Genomic DNA, 13018 nt, shown 5'->3' with positions numbered 1-13018 from the left:
TTTGGACGCTAGTCTGTAATCTCAGGCAGGCCAAGTTTCAATGTAACCATGAGCACCGGCGTCAGCACATCGACAGATAAGAATATCGTCGACCGATCGCGCAGCCACCGCAACCGGGCTGTGTCGAAGGCCGTGCGGCAGACGCGCGAGCGCCTTCAGAACGGCCATAGCCGCAATTTCGACCGCGAAATGATGCTTATGCACATCGACACGCTACTGCAGAGCGCCGCGGTCGTTCCGATCTTTGCCATCATCGTCGCTGTGCTCGGTGTCTATTTGACGCGAGACGCGCAGATCTTCTTCTGGACCGTCCCGATCCTGACGGCGCATGCCATCAACATGCTGCTTGGCCGGAAGGCACGGAAACAGGAAATCTCGACGGAAGGCGCCAGGAAATGGCGGCAGGTCTTCCTGCTCGGGCAATTGCTGATGGGCCTCTGCTGGGCAATCTTTGCCATGCAGAACTGTTCGACCTGCGGCGGCGACAGCTTCGCGCTCTACAAGGGCGCGGCCCTGCTGGTGGCGATCGGTATCACCGCGATGTCCAGTTTCATGCTGCCGCGCGCCGTACCCTTTTCCTTTGCGCCGGTCACCGTCGCGCTGGTCGTGACCGCCATCCTCACTCGAAAGCCCTCGGACATTGCGCTGACCGCCGCCATCTCCGTTGCCGTCGTGTTCTTCACCTTCATCACCATCCGCATGTATCAGTCCAACCTCAAGATCCTCTCCTTCCAGTCCGAGAAGGACGACCTGATCGCGGAACTGGAAGTCGCAAAGTCCATGTCGGACGAAGCGCGCCGGCGTGCCGAGGAAGCAAATCTCGCCAAATCGCGCTTCCTCGCCTCCATGTCGCACGAACTCAGAACGCCCTTGAATGCCATTCTCGGCTTTTCCGAAGTCATGTCCGCGGAAGTCATGGGGCCATTGAACAACCCGACCTATCGCGAATATACCACCGATATCCACCGATCGGGACAGCATCTGCTCAACCTCATCAACGAAATCCTCGACCTCTCGCGCATCGAGGCCGGCAAATATGAATTGAACGAGGAAGCGATTTCCCTGCTCGATATTGCCGAGGATTGCATCGGCATGGTGCAGCTGCGTGCCCGCGCCAAGAACATTTCGATCTCCTCGCAATTCGAAGCGCAGCTGCCTTCTGTCTGGGCCGATGAGAAATCGTTGCGCCAGGTGATCCTCAATCTGCTGTCGAATGCGGTGAAATTCACGCCGCAAAGCGGCGAGATTGCCGTCAAGGTCGGCTGGACGGCCGGCGGCGGGGAATATGTGGCGATCAAGGACAACGGACCTGGCATCCCCGAGGAAGAGATACCGGTCGTGCTTTCAGCCTTCGGACAAGGCTCGATCGCCATCAAGAGCGCCGAGCAGGGCACGGGCCTCGGCCTGCCGATCGTGCAAGCCATTCTTGCCAAGCATGACGGTCAGTTCGTGCTGAAATCCAAGCTGCGGGAAGGCACCGAAGTCATCGCCATCTTGCCAGCCAAGCGCGTGCTGCAAAGCCTGCCGGCAATCGAAGACGCCCCTCTCGTCGAGCGGCGCAAGAAGAGCTTCGCCTGAGCAAAGCTTGGGTTCCGCAACTTAACGGAACAGCAGATGGCTGCCGATGACGTACAGCAGGTAAATTCCGGAAGCGACCAGCATGCAGAGAACGGCAAACGAACCGAGATCCTTGGCATGCTTGCCGACATTGGAAATCTCCGGCGATATCCGGTCGATGACCTCTTCAACCGCCGTGTTCATGGCTTCGATCGCGAAAACGCCGAGAAAGAGCACCATGCCGATGACGATTTCGCCGATCGTCGCGCCAACGGCGATCAACAGGATCAACGAAACCGCCGCGAAGAGGAGTTCCTGCCGGAAGGCCGATTCCTGCAGCAGCCGCTGAAAACCACCCCAGGAATAACCGGCGGCGGCGAAAAAGTGCCGAACCCCCGTCTCCTTGGTGACCGTCTGCTTTGAAAACTCAGCCATTCGCGTTCCGCCCGTAATGTCCCGGTTTGCAATCTGGATGCCTTGCGAATACCGCCTCACCGTGAGCGAAGCAAGGCGACGCGTCCCGGCGACCCCAAATTCATTACAGATTTATGACGAAAAACCGATCGTCTACAGGAAATTTAGCGGCGAAACGCTTATTTCAACGTCTCGCCGCCCACGATTTTCAATGCTTGTTGGTAACGCCGGCGCTCTCGAATGTCGCCATGCCCGAATGGCAGGCGGCCGCGGCCTTGACGATGCCGGCGGCCAATGCCGCACCCGTGCCTTCGCCAAGCCGCATGCCGAGCGCCAGAAGCGGCGTCTTTCCGAGCTTCTCGATCGACTTCAAATGTCCCGGCTCTGCCGAAACGTGACCGATCAGGCAGTGATCGAGCGCGGAAGGATTGGCCGCCTTGAGAATGGAGGCGGCAGCCGTCGCGACATAGCCGTCGATGATGACGGGAATGCGTTCCATGCGCGCGGCAAGGATGGCGCCGGCCATCGCGGCGATCTCGCGGCCGCCGAGGCGGCGCAGGATTTCCAGCGGATCGGAGAGATGGTCGCGATGCAGCGCCACCGCCTTCTCGACGGCTGCGATCTTGCGCTTCAGCATCTCGCCTTCGGAGCCGGTGCCTGGGCCGACCCAGTCCTCCGCCTTGCCACCATGGAGTGCGTAATGAATGGCCGCGGCGATCGTGGTGTTGCCGATGCCCATCTCGCCGATGCAGAGCAGATCGGTGCCGCCGGCAATCGCTTCCATGCCGAAGGCCATGGTGGCAGCGCAATCACGCTCGCTGAGTGCCGGCTCTTCCGTGATGTCGCCCGTCGGGAAATCGAGCGCCAGATCGAAGACCTTGAGGCCGAGATCATAGGCGACACAAATCTGGTTGATGGCCGCACCGCCGGCCGCGAAATTTTCCACCATCTGCTGGGTCACCGAGGAAGGAAACGGCGTAATTCCCTGCTTGGTGACACCGTGATTGCCGGCAAAGATCGCAACCAGAGGCCGGGTCACGGCCGGCGCACGCCCGGTCCAGGCGGCCAGCCAGAAAGCAATCTCTTCGAGCCGGCCAAGCGCGCCAGGCGGCTTGGTGAGTTGCGCATCACGCTCGCGCGCTGCCACGAGTGCCCGGGCATCCGGCCCCGGCAGGTCACGCAGCAATGCGCGGAAATCGTCGAATGGGAGGCCGCTGACGCTCATGAATGCGTTCCTTGTCTTTTCGTCTCAAATCGGGTTCTTTGCGTGCGACTCTATTAGTCTTCGGAATCGGCGCGAACAACTCCAAAAGCGCCCGATGCCGTCGCGGTCATGGCGGGGAGAGGAAGAAATGCGGGAATATATGCGCGACATCGCGCGCGCGGTCGCTTTCTTGAGCCGCATTCCCGTGCCGGCATCCTTCTTCGGAGGCTATGACGGCAAGCTTGCGCGCGTTTCCCGTACCTTCCCTTTCGCCGGCCTGCTGGTCGTCCTGCCCGCCGCCCTGACCTTCGCCACGCTGCTTGCCGTCAATGCCGATCCATTGATGGCGGCACTGCTGGCCCTCACCGTGCAGACGATCACAACAGGCGCTCTTCATGAAGATGGGCTCAGCGATACCGCCGACGGGGTCGGAGGCGGCAAGGACCGCGAACGCGCACTTGAAATCATGAAGGACAGCCGCATCGGCACCTATGGTGCGACGGCGCTGATCTTGTCTTTCGGACTGCGCGCCGCAGCTCTCGCCGCCCTCGCCCGCCACCTTCCACCTTCCGAAGCCGCCATCGCCGTTCTCGCAAGCGCCGCCTTGAGCCGCGGCGCGATGGTTTGGCATTGGTATGCCCTGCCGCCCGCCAAACCGGATGGAATAGCAGCTTCGGCAGGCAAGCCGGATGGCGATGCCATGCAACTGGCATTGATCGCCGCACTCGGCCTCGCCGCGCTCCTCATCGGGCCTGCGCTTGGTGTTCCCGCACTCGTTGCCTGCCTTCTTGTGACCAGCACCGTGACATTTTTCGTCACCAGGTACATGCGGCAAAAACTGTCCGGCCACACCGGCGACACGATCGGCGCGACGCAGCAGATTTGCGAGATCGCCTCCCTCTGTACTCTTGCCATGTGCGTTTGAAGCATCGATATATGATCTCATGCTGACACCTTGCATCCTTGTCTGCTCCATCGACCAAATGACCGGCTATTGCTTCGGCTGCGGCCGCACATCAGCGGAGATCGGTGCATGGATGAATTATAGCGACGACGAACGTCGCCAGATCGTGGAGGCGCTTCCGGAGCGCCTGGAACAGGTCGAGCGCAAGCCGCGCAGGGAAACCCGCCGCCAAAGGATGGCACGGGAGCGCAGTGCCGTATGAACCGCCTGAACATCGTTCTCGCCATTCTTGGCATCGGCCTCGCTCTGCTCATCTTCAACAGCAATACCGGCACGACTTTCGGCATGCACAACGACGACTTCGCTCGCGTCGTCTATCTCCTGCCGATTGCCCTGATGATGAGCGCCGCCGTCTGGGCGAGCCGCCATACCGTCAGCCAGTCGATCCGCAATCTCCTGATCTGGCTTGTCATCATCATGGCGCTCGCGACCGCCTATATCTATCGCCGCGATGCCGAACAGGTCGGAAATCGCGTCTTCGCCGGCCTGATGCCAGGCCATGCCGTCGTCGTCACGACAAGCGAAGGAGCCCAGGAAGTTATCCTCCACAAGCGCTCGAGCGGGCATTTCGAAGCCCGGGTCATGATCAACGGCCAACCGATCGACATGCTGATCGACACCGGTGCCAGCACCATCGCGCTTTCGCAGGAAGACGCCGAGCGCGTCGGCATCATTCCCGAAAATCTCACCTATTCCATGACTGTATTGACGGCCAACGGCCGCGCCATGGCAGCTCCCGTGGAACTCGGCTCCGTGGCCATCGGCCCGATCAAGCGCAGGGATGTCGAAGCGAGCGTGGCTGAAGCGGGCAAGCTGGACCAGAGCCTGCTCGGCATGAGTTTTCTCGAAACCTTGGGTTCGATGCAGATGCAGACCGACGAACTCCGGCTTCGCGACTAAACGAAACGATCGGTCGAATTCGATAGTTCGGCCAGGACCGAAGCATTCGTTGGCCCCTTCACTCTAAAAGACGGCAGATCCGAACCCCGTATGAAGAGTGAAGCACCCATGACGCCCGCAAAATCAAACATAACGACGGAACTGCTGCTTCTTTTCGCTCTCGCGACCTGCTGGGGCGCCTCTTACACTTTCATCCGCGTCGGCGTGGCGACCATCCCGCCAATCACGCTGATCGCCGCCCGCACCTTGATAGCCGGCCTCGTCCTGTTTGCGATCATTCGCTGGCGCGGCCTGAGCCTGCCGAGGGACGCAGCCACCTGGAAGCGTTTTCTTATTCAATCCTGCCTCAACAGTGCCATTCCCTTCACGCTGATCGCCTGGGCGGAACAGACCGTCGATGCCGGTCTCGCGACCATATTGAATTCGACGACGCCCATTTTCACCTTCCTGATCGCCGCTTTCCTGCTGCGTAGCGAGCCGCTGACCGGACGCAAGCTTTTCGGTGTGATCGCCGGCATGGCGGGCATTTGCCTGATCATCGGCCTCGATGCGCTGCATGGCGTGGGCCGCCAGTTGCCGGCACAGCTCGCCGTCGTCGCGGCATCCGTCTGCTATGGCTGTGCCGCCCTGTTCGGCCGCAATTTCAAGGGGCTGGATCCGATGATGCCGGCCGCCGGTTCGCTGCTCTGCGGCGCAGCTCTTCTCATTCCGGCCAGCCTGATTGTCGAGCAACCCTGGCGGATCGCGCCGTCGACGGCTTCGATCCTCGCGCTTCTCGGCCTGTCGGTCGTCTCCACCGCCCTCGCCTTCAGCATCTACTTCCGGCTCATCCAGACACTCGGCTCGGTCGGCACGACGGCACAGGCCTATCTGCGCGTCCCGATCGGCGTCGGCATCGGCGTGGCCTTCCTCGGCGAGCCTCTGTCGCCGACGGCAGCCATCGGTCTCGTCTGTGTCGTCGTAGGCGTCATGGCCATGACCATCGCGCCGCGCCGGCCGGTTGCAGCCGAATGAAATCGGTTCCAATCGGCTCGCATGGGACAATCAGATCAGGATGGACAAGTCGTCCCACGCGAAAATGAAGTTGTCGGAGCGCCAGACCGGACCCGGATCCGTGTATCGGCCGATCAGTTGCCCTCCGAGCGCACGATAGAAAGCGATCGCCGGTTCATTGCCGACCACGACGCCAAGCGCCGCGCCCGAATAGCCCATGGAAAGAAGTTCTCGCGCCAATTCTCGCATCAGACGGCGGCCAAGTCCCTGGCGTTTGATGGAAGCATCGACATAGAGCGATTTTATCTCGCCTCGCCCCTCGAATACGGCATCGGACGGCGCATTGATCGCGCCGATGCCAACAAGCCGATCTCCCTGCTCGGCCAGAAGCACGCGCTGATCCCTACGGGGATTTGCGAGCATATCGGCCCATCGCAAGCGGCGGAAATCCTCGTCGAGCACCCGATAAATTTCTGCGGACACAAGGTCGCGATAGGTGTCGCACCAGATCGCGCGATGCAGCCTCGCCATGTCGGTGACATCGTCGGCAAGAGCAGGCCTGATCGCAATTTCCATCGTCATCCGACATTCCCCAGGACGGTGCCGCGCAATGCGCCGACCAGGTAGAGCGAACCGGTCACAAGGATCCAGCCGCCACGTTCCGCAGCCTTTGCAACGGCGCGATTGAGCGCTTCGTGCGGGTCCGGCTCGGCTTCGCAGGCCATGCCCATGGATTTTCCAAGCGCTTCCAGCTCGTTTGCCGCACGAGCCCGGCCAGATCCCGATGCTTCCGTAAAGACCGAATAGGCGGCGTATCGGGAAAGTACCTTCACAAAGCCGCTGGCATCCTTGTCGGACGCCAGCGCGACGATAACGACGCAATCGCCGCTGACGCCGGAGGAGCGCGCGATGTCGCGCAGCACAGCCTCGATGTTGAACGGCACATGCGCGCCATCCATGATTATGGGCAGGGTTTGCCGTCCATTTGCAGATGCAGGCGGCAGCGCAAAGTCGAAGCGCTCCATCCGACCCGGCAGACGTGCCTTTTCGATCACCGCGGGTTCGAGCAGCCATGCACCGATGGGCCGATCTTTTTCGCTTCCTTCCCGCGCGCTCTCGCCTTGCCGTCCCAGATGATCGAATACCAGGCCGACCAGCGCTATATTCGTGTCCGCAATCGTCGCATCCTCGGGAAGGTCAGTTCGAAGCACTTCACAGCCAAGTTCATCGGCACGCTGCTGCAAGACATGCCCTGCGGCATCATCGGCGGCAAGCATGGTGGCAAGCGTCGCACCGGGCTTCAATATGCCGACCTTCTCCCGCGCGATCGCCTCGCGCGTGACCCCAAGAATTTCCGTATGCTCGAGCCCGATATTGGTGACGATGGCAACTTCGCCGAAAACCACATTCGTCGAATCCAGCCTGCCGCCAAGCCCCACCTCGGCAACGATCCAGTTCAAGCCGGCATCTCTGAACACGACGAAGGCGGCGGCCGTTATCACATCGAACCAGGTGGCATCTTCGCCAGCCGTCGCTGCCCGCTTCGCACTCTCATAGCTGTCGAGAACCTGCGTGATCGCCCCTGCCAGCGTATCGTCCCCGACCTCCCGGCCCAGAACGCTGATGCGCTCGTTCACACGGTCGACATGCGGTGACGCATAACGGCCGACCTGCCAGCCGGCTCGCACCAATCCGGCCTCGAGAAGTGCTGAGACCGATCCCTTGCCCTTGGTGCCGGCGACATGGATGGCGCGAAAGTTCCGATGGGGATTGCCCAGCCGCTGCATCAGATCGAGCATGGGCTCGAGACCGACCCGCATCTCCCCGCGCGGCTTGCGCTCCCAATTGGTCAGTTGATCGAGCCGGGAGAGTGCTTGGGATAGCGAGTGGCTCGGATGGGATTGCGGCATGGAATACCTTCGGCAGGATTTCAGACTGACGTCGGGAAACGACTTGAACGTCTCTCACGGCTATGGACACCCGACCGCCTCGCTAGGTCAAGTCAGGATCGATGAACTCCATGCGGCGACGCGGGTAGCAAGACCTAAAAGGCTCCGCCGTCAGTTTCTCAGCCGATAGCCGGTCCTGAAAATCCACCCGAGGATAACCAGACAGACCGCGAGGAAAAACGTGATCATCGCAAGGCTCAGCACCGGATTGACGTCGGCAATGCCATAGAAGCTCCAGCGAAAGCCGCTGACGAGATAGAGAACTGGATTGAGGTGGCTGGCCGCCTGCCAGAAGGGCGGCAGCATGTTGATCGAGTAGAAGCTGCCGCCGAGGAAGGTAAGCGGCGGCACGACCAGCATCGGGATCAAATTCAGCTGCTCGAAATTCCCGGCCCATATGCCGATCATGAAGCCGAACAGGCTGAAGGTCACGGCCGTCAGTACGAAAAACAGGATCATCATGAACGGATGCTCGATCCTGATATCGACGAAGAAGCTCGCCGTCGCCAGAATGATCAGGCCGATCAGCATCCCCTTGGTCGCCGCCGCACCCACATAGCCGAGAACAATCTCAGTCATGGCGACGGGCGCCGATAGGACTTCATAGATCGTGCCCGTGAATTTCGGGAAATAGATACCGAAGGAGCCGTTGCTGATGCACTGACCGAGCAAGGTCAGCATGATCAGGCCGGGCGTGATGAACGCCCCATAGGACACGCCCTCGACGAGATTGATCCGCGATCCGATCGCAGCGCCGAAGACGATGAAATAGAGCGAGGTGGAAATGACCGGCGAGACGACGCTCTGCAGCAAAGTGCGGCGCGTGCGGGCCATTTCGAAAGAATAAATGGACTTGACCGCTTCGAAGTTCATTTGCCTGCCTCCACCAGCGATACGAAAATATCCTCGAGCGAACTCTGGCGCGTCGAGAGGTCCTTGAAATGAATTCCCTCAGCCGCCAGTTTCGAGAGCAGAGCCGCGATGCTGGACTGTTCGTGATGCGCATCGAAGTCATAGACCAGCGTCATGCCATTCGGCCCAAGCGAAAGCCCATTGCCGTCGAGACGGTCAGGGACGGCATCCAGCGGCTCGCTGAGATCGAGGATAAGCTGCTTGCGGCCGAGCTTTGCCATAAGCGCCTTCTTCTCCTCCACCAGCAGCAGCTCGCCGCCATTGATGACGCCCACTCGATCCGCAGCCTCTTCGGCCTCTTCGATGTAATGCGTCGTCAGAATGATCGTGACGCCGGAAGCACGCAGGCGCTCGACCACATGCCACATGTCCTTGCGCAGCGTCACGTCGACGCCGGCCGTCGGCTCATCCAGGAAAAGGATCTCCGGTTCATGCGAAAGCGCCTTGGCGATCAGCACGCGCCGCTTCATGCCTCCCGAAAGCTGGCGAAGCGTGTTGTCCTTCTTCTCCCACAGCGACAGATCGCGAAGCACCTTCTCAATATATTCCGGGTTCGGCTTCTTGCCGTGCAGTCCGCGCGAAAAGCTGACGGTATTCCAGACCGTTTCGAACTGATCGGTCGTCAGCTCCTGCGGCACCAGGCCGATCATGCTGCGCGTGGCGCGGAAATCGCGCACGACGTCATGACCGCCGACCGTCACCGTGCCGCCGCTCGGATTGGCGATCCCACAGACGATGGAAATCAGCGTCGTCTTGCCCGCGCCGTTCGGCCCGAGCAAGGCCAGGATTTCACCTCGCTCGATGTCGAGGTTGACGCCTTTCAGCGCCTGGAACCCGTTAGAATATGTCTTGGTAAGATTGCGGATGGAAATGATCGGAGCCATGGTGAGGCAAAGTCCGGCTTTTGTGATGAATTTCGCGGCGTTTGCCCGCTATATAACCGGCTCTGAGCTTTTACCACCCCACGGTCGTGAAACACAGCGTTCGCCTAAGCCAAATAAGCTGTCATCAAATCGTGACCTTCGTCGGGCATATAGCTCCTTAGGTGAGCAACGTTCGTCGCAACTCCGCCCAATGCCTCTTGGCGACACGTCGGCGCCTGCTGTTACTAGCCAATTTATTGCCTTCGTAGTCATATTGCATGCATCATTGCAACATGAAGTTCTTTTCTGGAGCAGGCAAGGATCCCCCGTCGTTGCCATGCACCGCTCAAGCCGGCACCAGCCGGCTTTTTTCTTTTTTGCCGGCTTGCGATCGATGGAGTGACCGTTACCAGCTGCCGTTGACGCCGCAACCAGCCGGCGGCAATGTCTTGTGTTCGAAGCGAGCCTTCAGCATCTCGCAGCCCTTGTCGCGGATGGGTCCCGGCATCATTGAATTAAGGCCGATGCCGACCTCGTCGAATGGATCGTCGGCGTAGGCGACGTAAGCATACCAGCGGCCGCCGATGACGAGAATGATGGCAATCAGTGCGGCAACGAGCGCCCGTCCCAGGCTTCTCTTTCGTCTTGGTGCTTCTTCCATGACCCCTCCTGTACTCGGCTCGCGTAATTAAGCGCGATTTCCTCGATAGGTAAATCAGCTTGCCCGTCCGGCAAGTGTGGATGCTGCCCCGGCGAAACGCCTATCAGAGGCTGCAATAGCGTCGGCCACCCTTTCGGTCCCGGAGATCGAAATGGAAATGGTTCCAGTGTTCCGGATTGCTGCCCGGACCAAGCACTGTATCGAAATAGCGGCAGCTATCGGTACGCACGGCTTTCAGCAGCCGCCCTTCCCGGAAGGAGAACAGACCCTTCCTGCGCACATCGATCACATGGCCGTTCTTCAGGACGAAGGTGCCGACATCGATGGCATTGCCGTGGGCATGTTCCGACATCGGGTTATAGCGTTGCCGGCTATTGTTCATCCGCCGACAAGAATAGCCGCCGAGCGGAACGACCGTGCCGATGCCGGACCAGTAGCGCGTACGCGCCGCCGGGGCCAACTCGTTCTTCACCCATTTGGCGAAAGCGAGCGTCACCTGGCAATTCAATGTGACGGCAGGCCTGACGGCGATGTTGCCCGAGAGACCACTGAGCGAGACCGGATAGGGAACCTGGCATGAGGGACCGTTCGAAATCGCCGGCTTGTCCGCATAGACTACACCCATGCGCTGCAGCTCCTGACGGCAGGCAACTTCCGAAGGCGGCATCATGCCCGGCGTCGATTGCGGCGCTTCGAACTGTTGGTCGAGGCGCGGTACGGGGTTTTCGATACGCGGCAGCATGGCGACCTGCGTTCCCGGCTGCTGCCTCGGTACCCGCGACTGGTTGAGTTCGGCCTGCGCGGCCGGCCGCTGAAGTGCGGAGCGGTTGGTCTGCACCGGCGCATCGGTGCCGATGCCGCCGACGACAGGCTGATCGGACTCGCCTTCAGCGATGTTCTGCTGCTCTTCCTGCGCCAGCCCGACCACCGATGGAGACTGCTCCTCCTCGCTCGGCCCGACGCCGAGCTCGGCATCCATATTGACGCCCTGCGGCGGAACGTTCGATTGCTGCGCCAGACCGATTTCGACGTCGGACGTGGTCACCGCCTCACCTGTTCCGGTGGAACGGACGGGACCACCATTCTTATAGTTGTTCGAGGTGGAGACGACGGGATCCTGCATGCCTGGATAGGCGAACTGCCGCTGCGGCACGCTCTTATGCGGCTTGATGGAGCCGACGCGCGAGGAGCTGTCGATGCCGGAAGGCGGCACGAGGCTGTCTGCCGTGCAGGCGACAAGTGCCGACGACAATAGCAATGGCAGCGCGACCCGCCGTAGAATGGGTAAAATGGTCATACTCCTGATCCGCTGCCCCAGCCACGGTCGGTAACGATTACAAATCCTAAATGGGAAGGGTGAACGAAAGCTTACCGTCGCCGGTCGGCGTGGCTCAGCCTGGCGCGACAAGGTAACGAAACGGCACGGAATTCACCTTTCGCCTCACGGAAGTTCGAGGCAGAAACGTCAACATTGTCTTTTCCATCGCGCCTGGATTGCATAGGCTGAAAAGGGGAATCGAGCCGAAAAACAGGAGCAGATGAATGAACGACAGCGTCAAACCGAGAGGCGAGCTGACATTGCGCACGCTTGCCATGCCCGCCGACGCCAATCCTGCCGGCGATATCTTCGGCGGCTGGGTCATGGCGCAGATGGACTTGGCGAGCGGCATCCGCGCGGCCGAACGCGCGCGCGGCCGCGTGGTCACGGCGGCGGTGAAGGAGATGGCTTTCGAGCTGCCGGTCAAGATCGGCGATACGCTGAGCGTCTTTACCGACATCGACCGCGTCGGCCGCACCTCCATCACGCTGAATGTCGAGGCATGGGCGCACAGGGCGCGTTTCAACACGCTGGAAAAAGTCACTGCCGCAACGTTCATCATGGTCGCGCTTGACGAGAACGGAGCGCCGAAGGCCGTACCAGAGGAGAGCTGACGTTATGGGCCCAGCACACACGCCGGAAGTCTACGTCTATATCCGGACGGTCATGAGCATGGTGATCGGCCTCTCGCTCGCTCAGCTTCTGACGAGGCTCGCCGGCTTCGTGCAGGCGCCCGGCAAGCACAGGATCTATCTCGTCCATCTCGGCTGGATATTGTCGATGTTCCTGTTCATCATCCATTTCTGGTGGTGGGAATATCGGTTGCAATCCGTCGCGCAGATCAATTTCGGCGTCTACCTCTTTCTCATCTGCTTCTGCTGCCTCTTCTATTTCCTCTGCGTGTTGCTAAATCCGCATTCGGTTGAGGATTACGGCGGCTTCGAGGAATATTTCATCTCCCGCCGCCGCTGGTTTTTCGGCTTGCTTGCAGTGACCTATGCCGTCGATCTCATCGATACATTGCTGAAGGGCGAGGCCTATTTCCAGTCCCTCGGCTGGGAGTATCCCATACGCAATGTCGTCTACATCGTCCTATGCATCATTGCCGCGATCACCGCCAACCGGCGTTTCCAGGCAGCGTTCGTAATCGTCGGGCTGATCTATCAGATCACGTGGATCTTCCGTCTCTACGACGTGCTTCCGGGATAAGGTTCGCATTCCGCTCGGAAGAAAACGACTGACATTCCGATGCTCCACAATCCTTGACCAAGACATCGCCATAT

Annotated in this window: 15 protein-coding genes; 7 read left to right on the top strand and 8 right to left on the bottom strand. The window is 60.3% G+C overall.

The features are described 5' to 3' along the window. Nucleotides 1-48: 48 nt before the first annotated feature. A complete protein-coding gene (locus tag HGP12_RS01105; protein ID WP_168838717.1) occupies nucleotides 49-1578 on the top strand; it encodes a sensor histidine kinase in 1530 nt (509 codons plus the stop codon). Between the two features lie 21 nt (nucleotides 1579-1599). Here the strand turns inward: HGP12_RS01105 and HGP12_RS01100 are convergent, their stop codons facing one another. Together HGP12_RS01100 and cobT are read right to left on the bottom strand one after the other, a co-directional pair. Beyond that, the gene (locus tag HGP12_RS01100; protein WP_168838716.1) at nucleotides 1600-1992 is read right to left on the bottom strand and encodes a diacylglycerol kinase; all 393 of its coding nucleotides are present in this window, start codon (nucleotides 1990-1992) and stop codon (nucleotides 1600-1602) included. Between the two features lie 187 nt (nucleotides 1993-2179). Beyond that, nucleotides 2180-3196 carry a nicotinate-nucleotide--dimethylbenzimidazole phosphoribosyltransferase gene (cobT, locus tag HGP12_RS01095; RefSeq protein ID WP_168838715.1) on the bottom strand — a complete coding sequence of 339 codons (1017 nt, stop codon included), beginning with the start codon at nucleotides 3194-3196 and terminating at the stop codon, nucleotides 2180-2182. A gap of 127 nt (nucleotides 3197-3323) precedes the next feature. Between cobT and HGP12_RS01090 the strand changes: the two genes are divergently transcribed. The 4 genes from HGP12_RS01090 (at nucleotide 3324) to HGP12_RS01075 (ending at nucleotide 6053) form a co-directional block, all read left to right on the top strand. Beyond that, complete coding sequence (locus HGP12_RS01090) at nucleotides 3324-4100, top strand: adenosylcobinamide-GDP ribazoletransferase (protein WP_168838714.1); 777 nt, start codon at nucleotides 3324-3326, stop codon at nucleotides 4098-4100. Nucleotides 4101-4119: 19 nt separating this feature from the next. Continuing rightward, on the top strand, nucleotides 4120-4341 hold the full coding sequence (locus HGP12_RS01085) for a DUF1289 domain-containing protein (protein WP_168838713.1): 222 nt from the start codon (nucleotides 4120-4122) through the stop codon (nucleotides 4339-4341). Continuing rightward, complete coding sequence (locus HGP12_RS01080; protein ID WP_168838712.1) at nucleotides 4338-5039, top strand: TIGR02281 family clan AA aspartic protease; 702 nt, start codon at nucleotides 4338-4340, stop codon at nucleotides 5037-5039. The genes HGP12_RS01085 and HGP12_RS01080 overlap by 4 nt, the downstream gene beginning before the upstream one ends. Before the next feature lie 108 nt (nucleotides 5040-5147). Beyond that, nucleotides 5148-6053: a DMT family transporter gene (locus HGP12_RS01075; protein ID WP_168838711.1), complete on the top strand. Its 906-nt coding sequence runs from the start codon at nucleotides 5148-5150 to the stop codon at nucleotides 6051-6053. Nucleotides 6054-6083: 30 nt separating this feature from the next. Here HGP12_RS01075 and HGP12_RS01070 read toward each other — a convergent pair whose 3' ends face one another. From HGP12_RS01070 to HGP12_RS01045, 6 genes are all read right to left on the bottom strand, one after another. Then, on the bottom strand, nucleotides 6084-6614 hold the full coding sequence (locus tag HGP12_RS01070; protein WP_246703226.1) for a GNAT family N-acetyltransferase: 531 nt from the start codon (nucleotides 6612-6614) through the stop codon (nucleotides 6084-6086). After that, nucleotides 6611-7942, bottom strand: coding sequence for a bifunctional folylpolyglutamate synthase/dihydrofolate synthase (locus HGP12_RS01065; protein ID WP_168838710.1), 1332 nt, complete (start codon nucleotides 7940-7942; stop codon nucleotides 6611-6613). The genes HGP12_RS01070 and HGP12_RS01065 overlap by 4 nt, the downstream gene beginning before the upstream one ends. A gap of 150 nt (nucleotides 7943-8092) precedes the next feature. Then, the gene (locus HGP12_RS01060; protein WP_168838709.1) at nucleotides 8093-8854 is read right to left on the bottom strand and encodes an ABC transporter permease; all 762 of its coding nucleotides are present in this window, start codon (nucleotides 8852-8854) and stop codon (nucleotides 8093-8095) included. After that, nucleotides 8851-9777 (bottom strand): ABC transporter ATP-binding protein, encoded by a 927-nt coding sequence (locus tag HGP12_RS01055; protein ID WP_168838708.1) that lies wholly within the window; start codon nucleotides 9775-9777, stop codon nucleotides 8851-8853. Before HGP12_RS01055 ends, HGP12_RS01060 begins: the two co-directional genes overlap by 4 nt. Nucleotides 9778-10162: 385 nt before the next feature. Beyond that, nucleotides 10163-10417, bottom strand: a complete 255-nt coding sequence (locus tag HGP12_RS01050) for a hypothetical protein (RefSeq protein WP_168838707.1) — start codon at nucleotides 10415-10417, stop codon at nucleotides 10163-10165. A gap of 103 nt (nucleotides 10418-10520) precedes the next feature. Beyond that, nucleotides 10521-11714, bottom strand: coding sequence for an extensin family protein (locus HGP12_RS01045; protein ID WP_168838706.1), 1194 nt, complete (start codon nucleotides 11712-11714; stop codon nucleotides 10521-10523). Between the two features lie 245 nt (nucleotides 11715-11959). Here HGP12_RS01045 and HGP12_RS01040 point away from each other — a divergent pair, with 245 nt between their 5' ends. Together HGP12_RS01040 and HGP12_RS01035 are read left to right on the top strand one after the other, a co-directional pair. Continuing rightward, complete coding sequence (locus tag HGP12_RS01040; protein ID WP_120664241.1) at nucleotides 11960-12349, top strand: acyl-CoA thioesterase; 390 nt, start codon at nucleotides 11960-11962, stop codon at nucleotides 12347-12349. 4 nt (nucleotides 12350-12353) lie between these two features. After that, entirely contained in the window at nucleotides 12354-12944 is a 591-nt protein-coding gene (locus HGP12_RS01035; RefSeq protein WP_168838705.1) for a hypothetical protein, read from the top strand. The last annotated feature ends 74 nt before the right edge of the window (nucleotides 12945-13018 follow it).

Source organism: Rhizobium sp. P28RR-XV (assembly GCF_012641385.1).
Lineage (GTDB): Bacteria > Pseudomonadota > Alphaproteobacteria > Rhizobiales > Rhizobiaceae > Rhizobium.
This window is presented reverse-complemented; position numbering and strand designations above follow the sequence as displayed.

Excerpts from the sequence above, each read along its gene's own strand:
- HGP12_RS01105 (WP_168838717.1), top strand. The coding sequence starts at position 49 with ATGAGCACCGGCGTCAGCACATCGACAGATAAGAATATCGTCGACCGA.
- HGP12_RS01100 (WP_168838716.1), bottom strand. The coding sequence starts at position 1,992 with ATGGCTGAGTTTTCAAAGCAGACGGTCACCAAGGAGACGGGGGTTCGG.
- cobT (WP_168838715.1), bottom strand. The coding sequence starts at position 3,196 with ATGAGCGTCAGCGGCCTCCCATTCGACGATTTCCGCGCATTGCTGCGT.
- HGP12_RS01090 (WP_168838714.1), top strand. The coding sequence starts at position 3,324 with ATGCGGGAATATATGCGCGACATCGCGCGCGCGGTCGCTTTCTTGAGC.
- HGP12_RS01085 (WP_168838713.1), top strand. The coding sequence starts at position 4,120 with ATGCTGACACCTTGCATCCTTGTCTGCTCCATCGACCAAATGACCGGC.
- HGP12_RS01080 (WP_168838712.1), top strand. The coding sequence starts at position 4,338 with ATGAACCGCCTGAACATCGTTCTCGCCATTCTTGGCATCGGCCTCGCT.
- HGP12_RS01075 (WP_168838711.1), top strand. The coding sequence starts at position 5,148 with ATGACGCCCGCAAAATCAAACATAACGACGGAACTGCTGCTTCTTTTC.
- HGP12_RS01070 (WP_246703226.1), bottom strand. The coding sequence starts at position 6,614 with ATGACGATGGAAATTGCGATCAGGCCTGCTCTTGCCGACGATGTCACC.
- HGP12_RS01065 (WP_168838710.1), bottom strand. The coding sequence starts at position 7,942 with ATGCCGCAATCCCATCCGAGCCACTCGCTATCCCAAGCACTCTCCCGG.
- HGP12_RS01060 (WP_168838709.1), bottom strand. The coding sequence starts at position 8,854 with ATGAACTTCGAAGCGGTCAAGTCCATTTATTCTTTCGAAATGGCCCGC.
- HGP12_RS01055 (WP_168838708.1), bottom strand. The coding sequence starts at position 9,777 with ATGGCTCCGATCATTTCCATCCGCAATCTTACCAAGACATATTCTAAC.
- HGP12_RS01050 (WP_168838707.1), bottom strand. The coding sequence starts at position 10,417 with ATGGAAGAAGCACCAAGACGAAAGAGAAGCCTGGGACGGGCGCTCGTT.
- HGP12_RS01045 (WP_168838706.1), bottom strand. The coding sequence starts at position 11,714 with ATGACCATTTTACCCATTCTACGGCGGGTCGCGCTGCCATTGCTATTG.
- HGP12_RS01040 (WP_120664241.1), top strand. The coding sequence starts at position 11,960 with ATGAACGACAGCGTCAAACCGAGAGGCGAGCTGACATTGCGCACGCTT.
- HGP12_RS01035 (WP_168838705.1), top strand. The coding sequence starts at position 12,354 with ATGGGCCCAGCACACACGCCGGAAGTCTACGTCTATATCCGGACGGTC.